The organism is Paraliobacillus sediminis (assembly GCF_003426055.1).
The window spans coordinates 83,833-103,298 of the sequence record NZ_QJSI01000001.1; the positions used below are offsets into that span (position 1 = coordinate 83,833).

Consider the following 19,466-nt stretch of genomic DNA (forward strand, 5'->3'; position numbering starts at 1 on the left):
AAGTACATCTAATAGCATTCCTTGAAAAGTTATAGATATGTATGAGCCACTAAATTAATACCTCAAAGCGTTCACAAACCAGTAGCATATCTTCTTTAAATACCATATTTAATGTTCGAAGTTCCTCTGTAAAAAACGTCTCATGTGCATGCCACCAATAAGAATAAGTTCTGTCGCCTTCTCCTTCGGCAATAGCAAATTCTTCTGGTACTTGATTCATAGGTGCAAGGGTTACATCTGTCGTTTTAATAATTACAACGGGATCATCCAGACTATTTAGGACAACACTATAGTCGCCAACTTTAGGAAGCGGCTCCTTCTCAACTTGATAAAAGATATGGGCAGAGCATGTTGCTGTTTTTATTTTATCGGAAACAAGTTTGGCTAATGTATCAGGATCAGTGCCGAATTGCCAAGCCGTATAAGTAGCGGGTGCTTGCACATCTTTGTCTTTCCAATAATCATTCCAAAAATCTACTACTTTCTGCTTCATTAGTTAATCGCCTTTTTAAACACATAACTAGCACGATCATAGTCCATTTTCTTTTCATAAAATCGGTGTGCGTCTGTTCGCTGTAAACCAGATGATAGTGCAACGGATTCATAAGAATTTTGCTTCGCCCACTCTTCGACATACGTTAATAACTTTTCACCATATCCATTCGAACGTTTATCTGTCGCCGTTACTAAATCGCAAACCCAGACAAAACGGCCATAATAGAGTGTGATCATCGGTTTGAAACCAACGACTGCAACGATTTCATTCGCATCATATAAAGCAGCCATTTGGTATTGATCTACTTCTTGCGCTTCTTTAACCAAAGCGAGATACGTTGTTTGATCAAGATGTGTTCGCAACTGTTTCATAACTGGAAATGCTGCAAGTACTTCATCTTCTGTATGTAATGCTTGTATCATAATCTGTGACCACCTTTACAAAGTTTTCTGTTAATTTAAGTATGGTCTACATCCTACAATTTGTAAACAAAAAAAGCAGAAGACCGATTGGAGTCTTCTGCTCTTTACCTTATAAAGCTTTTGCGCTTACTTCAACATCAATGTTTCCACGTGTAGCACGTGAATACGGACAAACTTGGTGAGCAGCTTTTACTAATTCTACAGCTTCATCTTGCGATACACCGTCAATAGCAGCATGTAATTTAACGGATAAACCAAAACCGCCTTCTTCTGCACCAATACTTACTTCAGCAGTTACAGTCGATTTGATTTTTTTCTTTGCTTGGCCTGCCACCATTTGAATTGCGCTATCAAAACAAGCAGCATACCCTGCAGAGAAAAGTTGTTCAGGATTTGTTGTTCCTGCTTTTTCTGATCCTCCAAGACCTTTTGGCATGGAAAGTGTAAGATCTAACGTTCCATCTGATGATTTCACCGTACCTTGACGTCCACCTTCGGCAGTTGATTTTGCAGTATAAAGAGCGTTTGACATGTTTATCGACTCCGTTTCTATGGTATAATTATATTATCTACAATTTAATTGTACACAATCTAAATAAAAAAAGCAACATAAAGTCTTTTACCGTTCAAGTGTTCAAATAAATCTTTTGTTATAATAGAAATAGGAGTGATGAAAATGTCGGATGAAATTTTAAAATTAGAAGATCAATTATGCTTTTCTCTATATGCAACGACACGTGAAATGACGAAGCGCTATCGCCCGCTTCTAGAAGACTTACAAATAACATATCCACAATACCTGGCCTTACTTGTATTATGGGAAAAGGATGCCATCTCTGTAAAAGAGCTCGGACATCGCCTGTATTTAGACTCAGGTACATTGACGCCAATGCTGAAGCGGATGGAAGAACATGATTGGATCAAGCGGGAGCGATCAGATCAGGATGAACGTAAAGTGATCGTAACCTTAACAGAAAAGGGACGAGCAGCACATGAGAAAGCAGCCTGTATCCCTACAAAGCTACTTGAAAATGTAGATGTGGACCCGGAAGAATTTGAACAACTAAAACGAACATTAATGAAAATGTTAAACAGTCTGCATGAACAAAATACAAAGGGACTATGAATGGCTAGCTTGGAGGGCAATCGATGAACATTACAATTATTAGTGTCGGCAAGTTAAAAGAAAAATACCTAAAGGAAGGCATCGAGGAATATGTAAAACGCCTAGGTGCCTATGCAACAATCAATCTTATCGAAGTTGCTGACGAGAAAGCACCAGAAAATTTGAGTCAAGCCCAAATGCTTGAAGTCATCAATAAAGAAGGAGAACGGATACTCTCCAAAATTCACCCAGACACACACGTATTCACATTAGAAATCAAAGGCAAACAACTCACCTCCGAACAACTAGCCAGACAACTAGATGACCTAGCAACACACGGAAAAAGCAAAATTGCCTTTGTGATCGGTGGGTCGCTTGGGTTAAGTGAAGCAGTAAGAAGTCGCAGTGACTTTGCTTTGTCCTTTTCAAAAATGACACTACCACATCAACTGATGCGTTTGGTGTTGGTGGAACAGGTTTATCGGGCTTATCGGATTAATCGTGGGGAACCGTACCATAAGTAAATGAGGTTTTTATAGTTTAAATAAGGGGACCCGTATTGCGTAGTGCGGGAATAAACGCTTCTTACTCTTCGGAAATAAATAAAGTAGTCATAATTTCTAAATACATAGATTGGTAAAATAAATTTGGAGACGGATGAGTAGAGACAGTCTTAAAATAGTTGCTAATGATATTCTTGATAAAAGTCTATATGAATAGAGTAAAGACAAAGGAAGGCACCTTTTCTGGTATTGGGTTAGGGTCAACATTTTACAAGAAAAGGTCTTTTATTACTCAAACCTCCTTAAGAAGAGGAAATTTTATGAAATTTAATATTTAGAGCAAACAACAAAAAAGAAATATCTATTTGTTTTTGTTGTTTGCTGTATAATAGTGGAATAATTAGCAAAGCTTTATGCGTGAGCATTAGGAGGTATGGAATGATCTTAAACTCAGTAACAAAACAATTATTAGCTATAGTAGATGAAGAAAAGGGTGGAGAAAATGCATTAGACGGTTTTGAATTCCAGATCTCATCAGCGATATATTTAATATTTAATGAATTAAAAGATAAAAAAGATTTCGCATTAATATATGAGAAAATTGAAGACTTTATAATAGTAAGCGATAAAATTCATTTATATCAGGCCAAAAGTGTTAGCAATAATATAACTCCAAAACTATTATATAAGCCTTCTAGAATTACAAAGAATGATAGTACGGGTCTATCAATTATAGAAAAAATGTACATAAATTATAATAAGGTAAAGAAAGAAATTGGAGAAAGTAAGGTAGAGTGCCATTTACTCGTTTGTGAAACAAATGAGTTTTCTAAAAAGTTATCTAAGGACTTAAAGGACATTAAAAATTTAAAACTATTATGTTTTCAAGAATTAAGCGAGGGAGTTAAACAAGAAATAATTAATGCAACAGTATTTGATAACTATGAGTGGGCTAGAATATATGCAGCAAGATTAATACCAAAATCTAGACATGAAGAAGTTACTAGAATATTTATAGAAGATACGATAAATGAAATTTTTGGGGATAATAAAATTAATAGTACTGCGCTTTATAATGCACTCACTTATGAAATAAGAAGAATTAGGAAAAACAAGTCTGAATTGACGAATACCTTTTTAACCCAGGAGATTCATAAATATACTAGTTTAGAAAATGATGTTAGCTTTAGTGACTGTGCACATTTGTTAAATGACAAAGACAGAAGAAGTATTCAAATAAGTCTCATGTTTTCTGAGATAAACAGTTTCCTACAAATTACTAATCATCCTCTTCTAAAAGACTATCAAAAGATAAGTGAATATTTTAATTTAAAAAGTATGGATGATTTATACGAAATTTTCGATAAAATAAAAAATAATGATTATTTTAAGGATATTTGTATAAGATTAAATGATCACGAAATAAAAGTATTGATATTATTGTTTGTCGTAAAGGAGATTGTTTAAGTGAATTTTTTTATTAATAAGTTCTCAATTATTTCTCCAATAAATAAGAAAGCCTTCAGTCAGGAGTTCACTTCCAATATTAATCTAATTGTAGGAGAAAAAGATACTGGGAAGTCTACTTTATCAAGAGCTATATTGTTCACTATGGGGTGTGATGTAAGAAGTTTCGATTTATTGAAAAAATATCCAGACAACATCTATATCCTTGAATTCTCTATTAAAAGCGATGATTTTCTTCTCATAAGAAGAAGATTAAAAGATGGAAAGGGAAAAAACTATTTTAAAATAGTGAAAAATAGGCATGATAATAATATCTACTACGATACAACAAGTTTCAAAGATAAGTTAAATGAGATATTAGGTATAAGATTAGTTACCATTGGTAAAGAAAACGTAGAAACCAAGCTATTTCCTAACCATATTTTTCTGCCATTTTATACAGATCAAGATTATAGCTGGCAGAGCTATTTAGCTGCTACATTTAACGGAGTAAACTTTATACCAAATATTAAAAAAATTCTTTTAGAGTATTTCAGTGGAGCTAGAAGTAACGATTACTACACTCTTCAATTAGAAAAAAATAAGGTGAAAGCTGATTTTCATAAAGTTGATTCTCTTATTAGAGGTAAAGAGCTAATAATTCAAGAGAACATAAGGAATATAAAAATTATTGAAAGCATTGATGTTGAGGACTTTAAAGAAAATTACAAAATGGTCCTAAATTTATATAATAATATTATTGAAACAGAGCACAAAATAAAAGAAGAACTTAATGAGAGTATATACAGTAAAAATTCTTTATTAGAAATGCATTCCAAATTAGATGTGTCGATAGAAACTATTATAAATAAAGAAATAGAAAAAGAGTGCCCAACTTGTAATCAAAGAGTTGACAATAATATGGAACATAATTATAGGCTGTTACTCACAAGAGAAAACTTAATAAATGAAAGAGAAAAGATTAAGATGCACTTAAATGAGGCGGAAAAGTCTATAAATGAATCAATGGAACAAGTTAAAACATTAAAGGTTGATCAAAACAACCTTGAAGAAAAACTAAATGCTAATACTACTGTAGTGTCATTAATAGAAAGAGCGGATAGTTATGCTTTATCTCGCATTAATATTAAGCTAAAAGAAGAAATAATAACATTAGAAATACAAAGAAAAGAATACGAATTTAAACTAGAAGAAGTTGAAGAGAGGCTAAAAAAATTAAATGAAAGAAACGTCTCACTAGAGTATAAGAAATTAATGATTCAAGCATTTAATGATTTAAATATTCAGTTCTCTTATAAAAACTATTATACATCAAATTTGGAATCAGTAGAGATTGGACTATCGGGAGCATCCAAGGTGCAGGCATTTATAGCTCAATATTTAACCATTTATGAAATGTCGCTTAAAAATAAAGACATTATTGACATACCAATGTTCATTGATACTTTTCTAAAAGACGATTTTAATAATGATGAAATTGTGAAAACTGCTCAATTTATTTTTAGTAAATTAGAAAACACCTTTCAATCTTTTATATTCATTTCAAATAATGAGCAGACTTTAAATATAATTAAAGATTATAATTTTAACAGAATTAATTTAACAGAACCTTATAATTTTTTTAATAGTAACTATGAAGAAACTTATGAGGAGTACTTTAAGGAATTAGAGGGTGAATAAACCCTATTATTTGAGGAAATTCTTATTTAGATTGATCATAATCACTAGATTTTACCACCCTCGCCAAGGAATGTACGATACTACGCCAATTGCATTTACCATATAAGAAAAGCCCTGCAGATTATCATTTAATTGCTGTAGGGCTTTCCATTTAACACTTACGAATTATTTTTATTAAATTTTTTGACCTATTCCATGACGTTCACGCATAGAAACGTTACCATATATAAGAATATGATAAGACTCATGGATAATTCTGCTCTAAAATAGCCTCTGCTATTGTTTCATTCCCTCATTTCAAATGTCATCCACTAGGATCGACTTTGGAACAATATATTGTTGAAGCTACCTTGTGGCGAGCTTCTGTTATTTCTAGTAGAATTGCTGCTTCATCTGTTGATAAATCTGTTAGTGGCCATTCATTTAGAATTAGTTACGAACATTGTCTGGTACTTTTCGTAAAAAAAGTGTTTAGAGCTAATATAAAAATTAAGTAAGAGTGGTGTTCATAAAACCCATTAACTTCAACCACACCTGTTTCACAAAGTTTTAGTTTAGGCAGAGTAATAGAGCATTACCAGACTGAAATAATAGTATATAACTATAACTATAATTCCTATGACTGAGCAATTATTTTAAGAACCGTGGAGATTATAACAAATGATCAGGAAATTGAAAGTGGACAAAAACCAAAGTTAATTAGTGCAAGAATAATATGTTATATTACTAATAAGGTGTAAAAAAGAAAAGTGATAGGATCCTTAAATAAAAAATATCGGAAAAGCTAGGCTTCTCTTTGCGATATAGAAAATTAAACGCACTATAAGTTGATAAGATTAACAGAGTTAAAAAATGATTTTCACCACAAACTTTAGTAAAAGAGAGGCGTTAAATTATGGGAGCAGAATTAAATCAAAAATTATTTAGTGCGGCGGATAATCTTCGCAGTAAAATGGACGCATCAGAGTACAAAAATTATCTACTAGGATTGATCTTCTATAAATATCTATCGGACAAGCTATTGATCCAAGTGGTTGAGCTGGCAGATGAATCACTTGATACATATGCGACTCCGGATCAGCAAACGGAATTATATCAAGAGCTACTAGCTGATGAGGATACCAAAGAAGATTTAATTGCAACGATTATCGATACGTTAGGTTATGATATTGAACCAGCGTATTTGTTTAATGTCTTAGCGAATCAAGCAAAACAAAACCTTTTCCAATTAAATGAATTAAATAAAGCGTTTATCCAGTTGTCAACGAAATATGACTTGTTTAATGGCCTGTTTGAAGATGTTGATTTACAGTCGAGAAAACTAGGTTCAGATGATCAGCAACGTAATGTGACCATCACCGAAGTGTTGAAAAAATTAAATGATGTTGATGTCATCAAACATGAAGGTGACGTTATCGGCGATGCGTATGAATTTCTTATCGGTCAGTTCGCCTCAGAGGCCGGAAAAAAAGCCGGGGAATTCTATACCCCTCATATGGTCTCAGATATGATGGCACAAATCGTGGCCATTAATCAAGAAGACAAAAAGCTGTTCAGCGTCTTTGATCCGACCATGGGATCGGGTTCGTTAATGCTAAATGTTCAAAATTATCTCAATCACCCGGAAAAAGTAAAATATCATGGACAAGAGTTAAATACGACAACCTTTAACTTGGCCAAGATGAATTTAATCCTACACGGGGTGGAAGCCGAAGACATGCGTGTCCGTAATGGTGATACCTTGAATAAAGATTGGCCAACGGATGAACCGTATACCTTTGATTCCGTCATTATGAATCCACCGTATTCAGCGAAATGGTCAGCCGATGAAACATTCTTAGATGATTCACGCTTTAATCGATATGGAAAATTAGCGCCTAAATCAAAAGCAGACTTTGCTTTTGTCTTACACGGCTATTATCACTTAAAAGAGACCGGTACGATGGCCATCGTATTACCACACGGTGTCCTATTTCGTGGCGGCGCAGAAGGTGTGATTCGTCAGAAATTATTAGAAGACGGTAGTGTTTATGCCGTTATTGGTATGCCAGCCAATTTATTCTTTGGTACATCGATTCCAACCACCGTGATTGTCTTAAAGAAAAACCGTAGTGCACGTGATGTGTTATTCATTGATGCTAGTCATGAATTTATAAAGGGAAAGAACCAAAATAAACTGTCTAAAGAAAATATTGATAAGGTTGTTGAGACCTATAAAAAACGAGAAAGCATTGATAAATACGCGTATATTGCAAGCTTTGAAGAAGTCAAAGCGAATGACTATAACTTAAATATCCCACGCTATGTCGACACCTTTGAAGAAGAACTATCGGTGGATATGAAGGTTGTCGGTGACGAGATCAAAGGAATCCGTGAAAGTAAACAAGCGTTAGAAAAAAGTCTTTTTGAAAGTATCTCATCCTTACAATATAGTGAAGAAGATGCTGAATGGATAAAAGGGGCATTAGAGGTGTTTAACCATGAAGAGTAATGTGCAACCAGAGGTTAGGTTTGCCGAGTTTACAGATGATTGGGAACAACGTAAGTTGGGGGAAGTCGCAGACTTTTTTGATGAAAAACGAATACCTATAGATTCTGGGAAACGCCGAAGTGGAAGGTATCCTTATTATGGGGCTTCTGGAGTTATAGATTATGTTGAAGGATATATTTTTGATGGAGAGTATGTACTATTGGCAGAAGATGGAGCTAACATCACTATTAGAAATAGCCCAATTGCGTATATAACTGAAGGGAAGTTTTGGTTGAACAACCATGCACATATTATGAAAATAAAATATGGGTCCAATAGGTTTTTGCTTCAACTTCTTGAGAAACAAAATTATGAAAAATATAACAGTGGAACAGCACAACCTAAACTAAATGGTCAGGTTGTAAAAAAAATAACATTAGGTTTTCCAAATGAAGATGAACAACAAAAAATCGGCACATTCTTCAAACAACTCGACGACGCCATCGCCCTACAGCAACGCCAACTAGAACGCTTAAAAGATAGCAAGAAGGGATTTTTGCGAAAAATGTTCCCGAAGGATGGGGAGCGTGTTCCGGAGGTTAGGTTTTCTGGTTTTGTGGGAGATTGGAAAAACAGTAAATTGGAAGATGAATTGACTTTACTTAAAGATGGGACACACGGCACTCATAAAAATGCAGAGAGTGGACCATATCTTTTAAGTGCGAAAAATATAAAGAATGGAAAGGTTAAAATAACGGAAGGTGATAGAAAGATATCTCAAGAAGAATATGAAAAAATTCACAAAAATTTCAAGTTAATGTCGGGAGATATTCTTTTAACAATTGTTGGTTCTATCGGAGAAGTCGCAATTCTGAATGATCCAACAAATATTACTTTTCAAAGAAGTGTTGCTTATTTGAGACCGTCAGATATAAGAACTCGCTTTTTATATACGCTAGCTATAGGCTCTGGTTTTCAAAAAGAGCTTAAAAATAGACAAGTTGTATCTGCCCAACCAGGAATTTATTTAGGGGATTTGAAAAAAATCACATTAGTATATCCAAGTGATGTTGAAGAACAACAAAAAATCGGCACCTTTTTCAAACAACTTGATGACACAATAGTTCTTCATGAGAAAGAACTAGAACTATTAAAAGAAACCAAAAAAGGATTTCTACAAAAAATGTTCGTCTAAGGTGGTGACATATATGACTAATTTAACACATCGTATAGAAGCAGAAGTCGAATCACATTTGATTGATGTCTTAGGTGAAGGACACAATCAGTGGACATATCGATCAGACTTAAAATCAGAAGCCGATCTATGGCAAAACTTACGTAAAAAAATCATACAAAATAACTTATCTGAATTAGGAGAGCACCCTTTAACGGATAAAGAGTTCGATTCCATCAAAACGGAACTTTTGCTACGGACACAAACGCCTTTTGACGCTGCGAAATGGTTGAAAGGGGAAAACGGGATTGCTCGGATTACGATTGAACGAGAAGATACCAGTCTAGGTACATTGTCTGTCGTTCTCTATTCGAATCAAGATATTGGAGGCGGCATGTCGAGTTATGAAGTCGTCAATCAAATTGCGAAACAAAGCAATCGAGAAGATGGACGAGACCGCCGGTTTGATGTGACGTTATTGATCAACGGGCTACCAATCGTTCAGATTGAACTTAAACAAGTCACCGCAAAAGATGGAGTGTACCAGGCGTTTAATCAAATTAAGAAATACGCAGAAGAAGGTATGTTCAGAAATAACATTTTTTCAACCCTGCAGTTATTTGTTGTTTCAAATGAACAAACAACCCGTTATTTTGCCAATGCAATGCCAAAAGACATGCACCGCAAGTTCTTATTTAGCTGGCGGACAAAAGATAATAAGAAAGTTGAAAACGTTTATGAATTTTGTAAACAAGTCTTAAATATTCCCGACGCCCATCGTTTGATTGCAAATTACACGATTGTCAGTGAAGACCAAGATAATAGAACCTTAATGGTTTTACATCCGTATCAAGTCCATGCGATTGAAGCACTCTTTACCGCTGCTAATAAGCATCAGTCTGGCTATGTCTGGCATGCGACAGGTTCAGGTAAAACCTTGACCAGTTTTGTAGCGACGAAACTTTTGGCGAAAAAGTCAGGGATTGATCGAACGGTTATGTTGGTCGACCGGAAAGACTTGGATAACCAAACCACCAGTGAATTTACCAAGTTCGCATCAGAGTTCAATACCGGGATCTCATCAGGCAACATGCGTGCAAACAGTTTGATTGTAGGGACAGGAAGTTCTAAAGAATTGAGCGATACCCTATTAGCTGATGCCAATTCCAATGTCGTGATTGTGACCACCCGTCAAAAGCTTGATGCAGCGTTGAAATATGCCAAAAAACAAGAAGAACAAAAAGGTAATAATCGTTACCAGAAACTGATGGGCCAGCACATTGTCTTTATTGTCGATGAATGTCACCGTGCCTTAAGTGCTGAGAATATGGAAGAAACCAAAGCATTCTTTCCAAATTCAACTTGGTTTGGTTTTACCGGGACACCGATTTTTGAAGAAAATAAAAAACAAGCCAAAGGACAACTGGCAAGGACAACGTATGACCAGTACGGGGAAGTCTTACATACGTATACAATTAAAAATGCCTTAGAAGACGGTTCCGTTTTAGGATTTCAAGTCGAACATGAAAACACGATTGAACCGATATCTTTAGATAATACGATTCTTAAACAGCTCCGCGTGAGTGATAAGCATGCATCCGCAACAGAAGAGGACATTAATCAGGTGATTGACCAAATGGACGGGATTGAAAAAGAAACCTATATCGACAACAGCACCTATGAACAAGATGACCATGTTGAAAAGGTGATTCGTAAGATTTTAAGACCGGATAATGCCTATACAAAGTTTGATTTTAGAAATGGCCAGCCAACAAAGTCAGCCATCTTAACAACCAGCTCGATTGCGATGGCAAAGAAATACTACCATGCGATTAAGGCGATGACACAAGATGCGGACTGGATGAAGCAAACGTTTTACGACCACCCAATTCGTGAAGGACGAACGATGGACGATCCCGATTTTCCTCGGATTGCGATTACGTATTCACTCGATGAGAACGCCGACAATGCCGACACGAAACAACTGGAAATGCAAGAGATTATTCAAGACTACAATGACTACTATCACACGGCATGGACACTCGCAGACATTGAACGCTATAACGGGGATATTAATAACCGCTTAGCTAGAAAGCGTGCGGAGTTCAAACAGATTGGGCGTCAAGTTGACCTTGTCATTGTTGTGGACCGGTTATTAACAGGGTTTGATGCCCCCACTATTCAAACGCTATTTGTTGATCGAAATTTAGAATATGCGGGATTGATTCAAGCTTTCTCAAGAACCAATCGAACCTATCCAGAAAAGACGAAAGGGCTTATTGTGACCTTCCGTAAACCAGATAAGATGGAACAGAACGTCGAGAAAGCCACGAAACTCTATTCTGAAGTGAAAGATGAATCAGGTTTAATTTACCCTACTTATAAAGAATCTAAGAAACGATTCAAAAAGAGTTATCGAAAATTAAAAGAATTCACGCTTGTGCCCGGTGATGTTGATGATCAGAGTCCCTTAGAGACACGTGTCGAGTATGTGAAAGCTTTCCAAGAATTAAATAATGCTTATGAAGCTTTGGTGACTTACGATAACTATAACAATGACATGGAACAATCAGATACCCTGCAAGAACAAGTACTTGTCTTGAAAGAACAAGCGGGTATTTATCAAACAGTAAAAGGTTCACTTGTTGACATAGACCCTGCGGATGAGGATGCTGATTCAGCAGATTTCTCTGAAATTTCCTTCTACAGCGACCATTCCATTAAACTATATGATATTGACGCTGCATATATTGATCAACTATTAGGCACGTATGCCGCCAATAGTCCGGATGTCCGTGAAGAAATAGAAAAGGCCTTAAACAAATTAAATAAGACAGAAGGCGTAAAAGATGTTTATAGAAGTATTCTAAATGCGATTGATCAAGAAGGCATTGATGAAACGGAAGATATCTTTGCTGTTAAGCGACGATTCTTTACGGAGAAGAAAAACCTAACGATTAAAGCGTTTAGTGAATCGTGGTGTGTATCTAGTAACGAATTACATTCCTCAGCAATACAGTATATCTTTGGTATGGATGCCATTCCGAATATGAAAAGTGTTATTGAGAGTAAAGATTATGATGCGTATAAAGTACTTCATCCAGAAGTCAAACCATTTAAATATCCACAAATGATGAAACGTACATGGCGGAAAGTTTTAGATGAAGAAATTGTACCGCTAGATGATGAATTACGGTAAAGAAGTATTAAGTCAAGAAGAATAGAAAAAAACTTAGTAATAACTAGATAGATTTAACTCCCATACGCATATTGTATGGGAGTTAAAATTCTAAGTCGCGATTTGTGTCACAGGTACTGTCACCACCCGTAAAATCTGTTATTTTGTCGATTAAATAATAACTGTCATTGGTTCTAAACATTACTGAGAAGGCCACGTATAATGAAAAAGTATAACAGATATTAAGAAAGATTAAGGGTTAGTTCGATAGATTAGCTACATAACTTATGATGATGGAGTTAGAGTGACAAAGAATTAATAGGCTATCCGATTTAATGGACATAAAGAAGCACTTCTAAAAAGTATTCATCAGTTGGTAAAAAAACATTTGAGGGGCATAACAAATTGGATGAGGTTATTTCTAGAGAAACAGTTTACGAAAGTCTATTTAATTCATTTAACTATGGTAACTTGGGAATGTTTATTGGTGCTGGTTTTTCTAAAGCTGTGATAGGAGATGACTCTCCTCAAGCCTTAGGTTGGTTAGCTTTAATAAAAGAAGTTAGTGAAAAGCTTGAAGTTGAATTTCCTAGTAATGAGGAATTAATTGGCGTTTCTTTCCCAGAGTTAGCAACATTAATTTGCAAGAGATTAGCATTAAACATTTGTAAGGATTATGAAGAGGCAAAACGCTTATTTAAAAAAGAAATTTGCAATTTGTCAAATTGGCTACCAAGTGAACAAAAGACAGCAGAGTATAGGGGAATCTTTGATATCCTTAATCCTGCATGGATTGTAACTACTAATTATGATTTTGTACTAGAAACTATCCTAACAGGTAAGTGTAAGAGCCTTAGTCCAATGAATTATTTATCTGCTCCTAAAAATATAGTTCCTATTTATCATCTTCACGGTACTCGATTAGATTATGAAACAATTATAGTTACTCAAGATGATTATATAAAATTATTTAGACCTAATGAGTATAGGCAGTCTAAGCTAGCCATGACAATAAGAGAGTCAACAACGCTAATATTAGGCTATGCATTAGGGGATATGAATGTTCTGACATCAGTCGACTGGTCTAAAAATATATATACTGAGAAAAATGAATATCCTTATGAGACGATTATGGTGCATTTGAAATGTACGATAAATATTTAAATATTATAATGGATATTTTAGTTCAATATGAATACCTAAAGATGGCTCCAAGGTTATTTCAATTAACTGTAAATTCATTAAGTAGAGTTTTGAATTTTGTTAGTAGTAGAAATGAAAGGGTTAGAGGGAATAGTTATTCGGCCACTAAAACTTGGCATGAAAGAAAAAGTGAAATACCGAATGATATGTTAATTCAAATTTATCACTATTCAAAGCAGAATGACCTTATTAATTTAGAAAGAAAAATAGAAGACTTGGTATAAAATGAATAATCTAAAATTCACTTAAACTTTTACGTTATTAAAAATCATGATGGAAGAAGCACATGAAATATTAGAGCGAGACTTTAATATACCTCATGATTGTGAAGAAAGCCCGAATAATTATCTGGTAATGTTAGAGACAGATTTTGATCCAATGCTCGTTAAAAAAATGGGCTGGTAGGCTATTCATAATTGCATGGAGAGGAGAGTTAAATAGTGGCTTTAAAAGATCAACCAGACGTTCGATATGCCCTATGGCAAGCTTATCAAAGAAGATGTGCTATTTGTCACGAAGATTTATTCAATTATTCTGAATTGGAAATAGATCATATAATTGCTGAATCAGAAGGAAAAGATGATAAAAAGTTCAAAGAACTATCAAATACATATGAATTACCAGCGGACTTTAATATAAATGGTTTAGAAAATTTAAGGCCAGCTCATAGAAAATGCAATAATAAGAAGAGGAATAATCAGGCGCCTAGGGAAATAACTGCACAATTATTAAGAATAGCAAAAAATAAATTAAGAGATGTAAAGAAACAGATTAAAAGGTTTGAAGAGGAATCTAAATATGCACTTAATATTGAAGCGGTAAGGAGCTATTTGAAAGATGGAGATATAAATTTAGAACAGTATGTTGATAGAATTAATAATTATATAGCCGATTTCGGGGTACAAGAATTCAAAAGTCAAACAGAAATTAGTAGTTATGTGCAATATAAAAATAAAACAGTAATGCTGGAAGGGCACTTACCTAAAGTGAAAGAGCCCAGGGGAAGTTGTTTATTAACATTTAATAGTTTTTATATTAGGGGAACTACAATTAGTTTAGGACATAAAGAAATATTAAAAAATTTATATCCTGGAAGTCAGACTCCGATTGAATTTGAAATGAGGAGTTACATAATAGCTAAAATAAACGACGACAGTTATATAGTACAAATAGGGAATTCTAGGTTTACGCTGAATATAGAAGAGTTGGAGAACTTATGTTACGTTATTGATAAATTTATAATAGAATATATAACAGCTCTAGAAAATATAGAAAGTTATCTACAAGCAAATGAATTTATTCCTCATAAATATGACTTAACTAAGTACCAATTAGTAAAGATCCAAAAAGACTTATGGACTTCTATGCTTGAGTTTTCAAGAAGAAATGATTATGAATTGGGGAATACTAAATGGAATATTTTTGATGCCTCAGGTAATAACATGCTGAAAGTTTATATTAAAGAAAAAACTAATAAGTACGATGAAGGGCATAAATGTATTATACATAGTTTTATTGAAGATAGTTATAGTTGGGAACCATCTAATTATGTATGGTTAGTGTGGTGGGATATAAATCATAGTAACAAATATAAATTAAGAAAATATTGGAATGTACAACAAACGTATGATTGGTTAACAGAAGAGTTTTTACCATATGTGATTTATAATCGAAATAAGCCTTTTAAAAAAACGAAGTTATTTTTTAAAAGGAAATTGTCATATGATGAGTTTAAGGAATCAATTAATATTAAGGAATATTACTCCACTGGAGAATCAAGATATTATTCAATTGAACAAATTGGTGATTCAAATAAATTAATTGACTTGGTTAGTAAACTTAACTTATTTTATTCAGTTACAAATAATGTATGTCTTCGGAGAAAAGATATTAGGGGTCTTTATGATTCAATATTACTTAGTTTAAAAGAATGTGATCATCCAGATTATCATTATATATGTTCAAAACTTGGTTTAACTAAAACAACGAAGAAGGAAGAGATTAAAGAAGCAATATTAGAGGAAATAAGTTCTCTAAGTTTAAATGATACGTTAAAAATATCAGGAAATAAACTAGATATATTATTAAGAGTGTTATATTCAAATTTAAAATGTATGTCCTCAAAACTCCAAATTGATGAAATAAAAAGTTATTTAATATTTATTGAACCATTTATTAAAGATTATAATAGATTTAAAGTAGTAGAATGCTATAGTTAAGAAACAAATCTATTTGCGATGGAATTGAAGGTTAGAGATCGTTGATTATCACTACCCTTTTTCTCAGTTATTTTACCCTGAAAACTGGTACAGTTAACCGTATCACAAGTAAATGAGCTTTTAGAAATTGAAATAGCACCATTCTAAAATGGTGCTATTTTTGACTAGAGAGTTCAACTTGTGAATTCTCAATTCTCTTCCTAAGGCAGAACCTGTTAACGTAATTTCCTAATATTTTAGTTTTGTTAATAAAAACTATTTTAATCTAAATCAAACAATGAGAATTCTAATTACCGTATAAAGTATTCTATAAACTTAAGCTAATCAAGTCTGACTTTGTACAGCCAAGGTCACTTTTGTATTTTCTCTTACTTTCGTTTTTCTTGTTAAAGATAAGACTGCGCATACTAAGGAGATCATGACAAGGATGCCACCGAACCAAGCTGTGTGCGTGACAGTTCCGGTTTGACTTAACACGATACCGCCAAATGCTGATCCAAGAGAAATACCTATTTGTAACGCTGAATTATTAAAGCTTTGTTGAATATCAGATGTAGCAGGATCTGTTTGAATCAAATAGCTTTGTTGTGGTGGAGCTAGGCTCCAGCTTAATGCAGCCCAGACCATCATAATCGGTATAAATACAATAAGTGAAAAAGTTGTAAAGGGTAATATAAATAGCACAACAGCAAATGAAATAATTACTACAATGATGCTCTTCCCGGCGCCAATTGAATCTGAAAGAATTCCTCCGAATGCGCCGCCGCTTACCGCTGCAATCCCAAAGAGTAGATAACAAATGCTGATCCAACTGGAATTCAGATGAAGTTCCGTTTCTAAAAATGGAGTAAAGTACGCATAAATCGTATAATGTCCTGCCAGCATAAACATGGTTGCAAGGTGTGCACTACCAATTTTTATACTACTCACTGCCTTTAATTGTTTTGAAAGTGGAATAGAATTTTCTCCAGGAATCCTCTCCAAAAAGATAGAAATAAGCACAAAAGATCCGATCGATAAAATAGCAATCCCTAGAAAAATAATGCGCCAGCCAAATTCTTCAGAAATCAGAATTCCCAACGGCACTCCCATGACAAGTGATGAACTAATGCCCATATAAATTAAACCCAAAGCCTTTGCGCGATGTGCTGGTGAAACAACTTTTGAAGCTATGGTTAAGGATAGTACTACGATAAGTGCTGTACTCATTGCGGTTAAGACCCTTGCAATCATCATAAAGGTGAAATCTGGACTGAAATATGTCATGATATTACCGATGAAGAATACAGACAAGGATATCAGATATAATTTTTTTCGTTCCATTTTGCTAGTTATGACTAGTAAGACAGGACCGAAAATAGCATAAATAAGTGCGAAAACCGTGATTAGTTGTCCAGCGGAACTTAGTGAGATGTTTAAATCGTTTGCGATAGTTGGAAGTATGCCACCAATGACTAATTCAACCATCCCAACCGCTACAGTTGATAGTGCTAGTATAAAGACTTTTATATTCATATTCTGTTTTACGTCCTTTCGAATGAAAAAATAATAAAGATATTTTTCAGAAATAAAAAAAATCCTGATTACAAAAAATGAAATAATTCATTTTCTGTAATCAGGATTTTAAGGTTCCTGGTAGAGACCCTCATCCATATTCTGAGGTTATACAGGTAGATTAATATATAAATGAGCACTTTGAACAGTTTACTAGCTATCATCTGATTTTTCAAGTGTTAATTTTTAAATGTGATACTACCAACTTGGGATTTATTTTGTTATTGGGCCAAATTATTGCTTGTGAATCTATTGATAGCTATCCATATGTGCAAATCAATATAAAATACAATCAAGGGGAGATCGAGCATCTCCCCTTGATTTTTAAAAGTCGGCTTTAACTGCTTTCTTAATTACGAGATAGGCAATCAAAAATCCAGCGATTCCTAGTGAAATCGGGATAGCAATAAATGAAAAAAGGTTGGTATTACTGTTTGTCGAGGAAAAGATGACCGCAATAATCAGAATAGAGGAGGTAATCGTTGCTGGTACAGAGTATTTTCTCATCCCAAAGAATAACGGTATTAAAGACATTCCAGCAGAACTTAGTGCAATCAAAACCGTGCGAGCGGCTCTTTCAGTTAACATATCTTGTGTGATGGGTCCGCTGATGTAGTGAAAAGTTGAATTTAAAAAGGTAAAACTACCAAATACAATGATATTCGAGAGAATGACAAAGACAAAGGTTACCATACTTATGATAAGGACTTTTGCTACTAAAAGTTTTTTACGGTCAATCGGATACATAAACAAGACAGAGATTGTTTTATCCCTAAATTCTTCTATTATCATATGAGAGAGAAGAACGGAGGCATAAATAACAAAAGCAGCCACGATAAATATTTCCATTAACATAAATACACTTTCATAGCTCGTTAAAAATTCTGCAGTAGCGTCTTCATCTAATCCGAGCAATAAAAGTAAACCGATAATTCCTGCATTAATATAAAGGAAAGTTAATACCATACTTCCAATATTCATCTTACGCATTTCCAATTTTATCAGGCTATGCATCTTTATTACCTCCTTCAATTAACTGTAAAAAATAATCTTCTAGCGATTTACTTTTTTTAGTAATCGATCCAACTTCAATCTGGTGTGTAACCATCGCATGAATAATATCATTTTGCGAAATGTTACTATCATAGATATGAATCAAACCATCGCTTTCTTTTATTCTAAAATTAGCGATATTCAGTTCATTTTCTAGAACAAATGCAGCTTTTGCTTGCTCTTTCACGATTAACTCCACATGTTCTACATGTTTACTTCGTATCAGATCCATTGTGGCCTCTTCTAGTAATTTCCCTTCTCGTATCACACCGATCGTATCTGCAATCTGCTCGATCTCACCGAGAATGTGGCTAGATATCAATAAAGTCATGCCGTACTCTCTGCTAAGGTTTAAAAACAAGTCACGTAATTCGCGAATTCCTAAGGGATCTAGTCCATTTAAAGGCTCATCTAGTATTAGTAGATCTGGTTTTGTGATAACCGCTCTTGCAATGGCTAACCTTTGTTTCATTCCAAGCGAAAATTCCTTGACGATTTTTTTTTCAATGTTAACTAAATTTACTAGCTTTAGTGCCTCAGAAATGGCGCCTTTATTGTAATAGCCCATGTATTCGCAATGGAGTTCGAGGTTCTTTCTGGCGGATAACTTTTCGTAAAAAACAGGATATTCAATGATACTACCGATTCTTTTTAACACCTCAAACGAAGATGGACTTAATTTATCACCTAAGACTTCAATTTCTCCACCAGTTGGTGTTACAAGGTTCGTTATCATCTTCATGAGAGTCGTTTTCCCTGAGCCGTTAGGACCCAGAAATCCATAAATCTCCCCTTTTTTCACCTTCATATTTACTTCTGATACCACTTCTATTCCTTTGTAAGCTTTTGTTAAGTTGTGTGTCCGAATAATATAGGTCATCTTCTTGCCTCCCTTTCGATCTAACTTAACTATAGCAAAGGAAAATGTCTTTTTTATTACCA

Annotated in this window: 15 protein-coding genes, 1 pseudogene and 1 riboswitch; of the genes and pseudogenes, 9 read left to right on the forward strand and 7 right to left on the reverse strand. The window is 34.2% G+C overall.

Features of this window, described 5'->3' with window-relative positions; all coding sequences use genetic code 11:
• Positions 1-49 precede the first annotated feature (49 nt).
• From D2K60_RS00425 to D2K60_RS00435, 3 genes are all read right to left on the reverse strand, one after another.
• Positions 50-493: an ASCH domain-containing protein gene (locus D2K60_RS00425; RefSeq protein ID WP_117168030.1), complete on the reverse strand. Its 444-nt coding sequence runs from the start codon at positions 491-493 to the stop codon at positions 50-52.
• Entirely contained in the window at positions 493-918 is a 426-nt protein-coding gene (locus tag D2K60_RS00430) for a GNAT family N-acetyltransferase (RefSeq protein ID WP_117168031.1), read from the reverse strand. The genes D2K60_RS00425 and D2K60_RS00430 overlap by 1 nt, the downstream gene beginning before the upstream one ends.
• A gap of 109 nt (positions 919-1,027) precedes the next feature.
• The gene (locus tag D2K60_RS00435; protein ID WP_117168032.1) at positions 1,028-1,450 is read right to left on the reverse strand and encodes an organic hydroperoxide resistance protein; all 423 of its coding nucleotides are present in this window, start codon (positions 1,448-1,450) and stop codon (positions 1,028-1,030) included.
• 144 nt (positions 1,451-1,594) lie between these two features.
• On the opposite strand from D2K60_RS00435, the gene D2K60_RS00440 reads away from it, so the two are divergent.
• From D2K60_RS00440 to D2K60_RS00455, 4 genes are all read left to right on the forward strand, one after another.
• Complete coding sequence (locus tag D2K60_RS00440) at positions 1,595-2,044, forward strand: MarR family winged helix-turn-helix transcriptional regulator (protein ID WP_117168033.1); 450 nt, start codon at positions 1,595-1,597, stop codon at positions 2,042-2,044.
• A gap of 23 nt (positions 2,045-2,067) precedes the next feature.
• The gene (gene rlmH / locus D2K60_RS00445; protein ID WP_117168034.1) at positions 2,068-2,547 is read left to right on the forward strand and encodes a 23S rRNA (pseudouridine(1915)-N(3))-methyltransferase RlmH; all 480 of its coding nucleotides are present in this window, start codon (positions 2,068-2,070) and stop codon (positions 2,545-2,547) included.
• Positions 2,548-2,964: 417 nt separating this feature from the next.
• A complete protein-coding gene (locus D2K60_RS00450; protein WP_117168035.1) occupies positions 2,965-3,993 on the forward strand; it encodes a dsDNA nuclease domain-containing protein in 1,029 nt (342 codons plus the stop codon).
• The gene (locus D2K60_RS00455) at positions 3,994-5,673 is read left to right on the forward strand and encodes a hypothetical protein (protein ID WP_117168036.1); all 1,680 of its coding nucleotides are present in this window, start codon (positions 3,994-3,996) and stop codon (positions 5,671-5,673) included.
• Positions 5,674-5,847: 174 nt separating this feature from the next.
• On the opposite strand, the pseudogene D2K60_RS20800 reads toward D2K60_RS00455, so the two are convergent.
• Positions 5,848-6,106 (reverse strand): annotated as a pseudogene (locus D2K60_RS20800) (ATP-binding protein); the annotation flags it as partial.
• Positions 6,107-6,568: 462 nt separating this feature from the next.
• On the opposite strand from D2K60_RS20800, the gene D2K60_RS00465 reads away from it, so the two are divergent.
• The 5 genes from D2K60_RS00465 (at position 6,569) to D2K60_RS00485 (ending at position 15,917) form a co-directional block, all read left to right on the forward strand.
• Positions 6,569-8,164 (forward strand): type I restriction-modification system subunit M, encoded by a 1,596-nt coding sequence (locus D2K60_RS00465; RefSeq protein ID WP_117168037.1) that lies wholly within the window; start codon positions 6,569-6,571, stop codon positions 8,162-8,164.
• Positions 8,154-9,338 carry a restriction endonuclease subunit S gene (locus D2K60_RS00470; RefSeq protein WP_117168038.1) on the forward strand — a complete coding sequence of 395 codons (1,185 nt, stop codon included), beginning with the start codon at positions 8,154-8,156 and terminating at the stop codon, positions 9,336-9,338. The genes D2K60_RS00465 and D2K60_RS00470 overlap by 11 nt, the downstream gene beginning before the upstream one ends.
• Positions 9,339-9,351: 13 nt before the next feature.
• A complete protein-coding gene (locus tag D2K60_RS00475) occupies positions 9,352-12,516 on the forward strand; it encodes a type I restriction endonuclease subunit R (RefSeq protein WP_117168039.1) in 3,165 nt (1,054 codons plus the stop codon).
• Positions 12,517-12,900: 384 nt separating this feature from the next.
• On the forward strand, positions 12,901-13,659 hold the full coding sequence (locus D2K60_RS00480; protein WP_240335200.1) for an SIR2 family NAD-dependent protein deacylase: 759 nt from the start codon (positions 12,901-12,903) through the stop codon (positions 13,657-13,659).
• Positions 13,660-14,138: 479 nt separating this feature from the next.
• Positions 14,139-15,917: an HNH endonuclease gene (locus D2K60_RS00485; RefSeq protein ID WP_162880654.1), complete on the forward strand. Its 1,779-nt coding sequence runs from the start codon at positions 14,139-14,141 to the stop codon at positions 15,915-15,917.
• 324 nt (positions 15,918-16,241) lie between these two features.
• Here the strand turns inward: D2K60_RS00485 and D2K60_RS00490 are convergent, their stop codons facing one another.
• The 3 genes from D2K60_RS00490 to D2K60_RS00500 all read right to left on the reverse strand — a co-directional run bounded on the left by D2K60_RS00490 (position 16,242) and on the right by D2K60_RS00500 (position 19,404).
• Positions 16,242-17,432, reverse strand: coding sequence for an MFS transporter (locus D2K60_RS00490; protein WP_117168041.1), 1,191 nt, complete (start codon positions 17,430-17,432; stop codon positions 16,242-16,244).
• Positions 17,433-17,509: 77 nt separating this feature from the next.
• A riboswitch (purine riboswitch) is annotated at positions 17,510-17,607 on the reverse strand.
• A 188-nt stretch (positions 17,608-17,795) separates the two neighbouring features.
• On the reverse strand, positions 17,796-18,485 hold the full coding sequence (locus D2K60_RS00495) for an ABC transporter permease (RefSeq protein ID WP_117168042.1): 690 nt from the start codon (positions 18,483-18,485) through the stop codon (positions 17,796-17,798).
• Positions 18,478-19,404 (reverse strand): ABC transporter ATP-binding protein, encoded by a 927-nt coding sequence (locus tag D2K60_RS00500; protein ID WP_117168043.1) that lies wholly within the window; start codon positions 19,402-19,404, stop codon positions 18,478-18,480. Before D2K60_RS00500 ends, D2K60_RS00495 begins: the two co-directional genes overlap by 8 nt.
• Positions 19,405-19,466 lie beyond the last annotated feature (62 nt).